This window comes from Hymenobacter terricola (assembly GCF_017921975.2).
Classification (GTDB): domain Bacteria; phylum Bacteroidota; class Bacteroidia; order Cytophagales; family Hymenobacteraceae; genus Hymenobacter; species Hymenobacter terricola.
On record NZ_JAGEMO020000031.1, the window covers coordinates 1 to 1,436 of the forward strand.

Genomic DNA, 1,436 nt, shown 5'->3' on the forward strand with positions numbered 1-1,436 from the left:
CGTGCTCATCAGCCACCGCTTCAGCACCGTGCGCATGGCCGACCGCATTTTGGTCATCGAAAACGGCCAGTTCGTGGAAATCGGCTCGCACGAAAAGCTGCTGGCCAACGGCGGGCGCTACGCCGAATTGTTTGCGCTACAGGCCGCCGGTTATCGGTAGAACGCGCTGGTGGGACTAAAGCACACGACTACCTTTCGGCAATAATATTAGCAGGAATTAAGGTTGACCTCCCAATGAACATTGCTGACAAAGTGGTTACAAAAATTCCTCTGGAAACTATCTGGACCGATAAAGGGGAGCTGTTCGTAAAGCGGATATCCTATTTGAGAGCTAAAGACGTGGCGCAATTACTTAAAAACGCAACCGTGCAATTTGTAGTCGCCGATGTCGGATATAACTTGAAGTGGATTGATGCAAGTCAGTGCTTTGACTTTTGGAAGAAGGAAGCAAAACAACATATTGCCGATAACGCTGACGAAATTGACCTTGAAAGCTTTGTGGACAATTACGCTTATGTTGCCAGCCAGTGGGAGGGACAAGATGAAACGTCAATCATCATGTTAGAAAAATTTCACTAGTACAGAACCGCCAGTAAGTCTATTCCTCTTCCGCCGCAAACCCCGCTTTCATGGGCGCTACGCTCGCCTCTTCGTAAATCTGCACCAGCGTCATCGTCAGGTTCAGCTCCGGGATGACGACGGCATCTTCCGCTTCGGCCAGGGCGGTGTGGCCCCACACGCCATGCTCGCTCAGCTGGTACCACTCCACCAGCCAGGTTTTTTGTGACACCAGCAGGTAGTGCCGCAGCGAGGGCAGCTTCTTATACTGGTTGAATTTCAGGCCCCGGTCGTAGGCTTCGGTGGAAGGTGAGAGCACTTCCACGATGATTATCGGATGATGCAGCCGCCGGCTCTCTTGCTGGTCCTGCGGGTTGCAGCTCACCACAATGTCGGGGTAGGTGTAATGGCGGTTGGCTTCAACGGCCAGTTGGATACCTTCTATCTGCACCCGGCACTGCTGGCCGCGCAGTGCTTGGCGGCACACCATTGCCACGTTCAGCGAAATGGTATTGTGCGCGATACTCTCGCCCGCCATCGCGAATACTTCGCCCCCAAAAAACTCGTGGCGCAGGTCACTTTTGGCTTCTAAAGCAAAATACTCTTCGGCGGTGTAGCGGCGTGGCTGTAGTTCAGGTTGTCCCATATAAGTCAAATATAGCAGCGGCCGAGGGAAGAAATTGCCCTCGGCCGGGCCTACATGCGCGACGCCCAGCTGCTCATCCTCGACGAGCCCACGGCCGCCCTGGATGCCCGCGCCGAGTTCGAAGTCTTCGAGCGGTTCAAGGAGCTGACGCAGGGCAAAACCGCCGTGCTCATCAGCCACCGCTTCAGCACCGTGCGCATGGCCGACCGCATTTTGGTCATCGAAAACGGCC

2 protein-coding genes and 2 pseudogenes are annotated in these 1,436 nt (G+C 54.7%); 3 read left to right on the top strand and 1 reads right to left on the bottom strand.

Annotation, left to right across the window (positions count from 1 at the left end):
* Window positions 1-160, top strand: a pseudogene (locus J4G38_RS18465) (ABC transporter ATP-binding protein); the annotation flags it as partial.
* Window positions 161-234: 74 nt separating this feature from the next.
* The gene (locus J4G38_RS18470; protein ID WP_210519860.1) at window positions 235-579 is read left to right on the top strand and encodes a hypothetical protein; all 345 of its coding nucleotides are present in this window, start codon (window positions 235-237) and stop codon (window positions 577-579) included.
* 19 nt (window positions 580-598) lie between these two features.
* Here the strand turns inward: J4G38_RS18470 and J4G38_RS18475 are convergent, their stop codons facing one another.
* Window positions 599-1,204 (bottom strand): Uma2 family endonuclease, encoded by a 606-nt coding sequence (locus tag J4G38_RS18475; protein WP_210519858.1) that lies wholly within the window; start codon window positions 1,202-1,204, stop codon window positions 599-601.
* A gap of 27 nt (window positions 1,205-1,231) precedes the next feature.
* Between J4G38_RS18475 and J4G38_RS18480 the strand changes: the two are divergent.
* Window positions 1,232-1,436: pseudogene (locus tag J4G38_RS18480) on the top strand (ABC transporter ATP-binding protein); the annotation flags it as partial.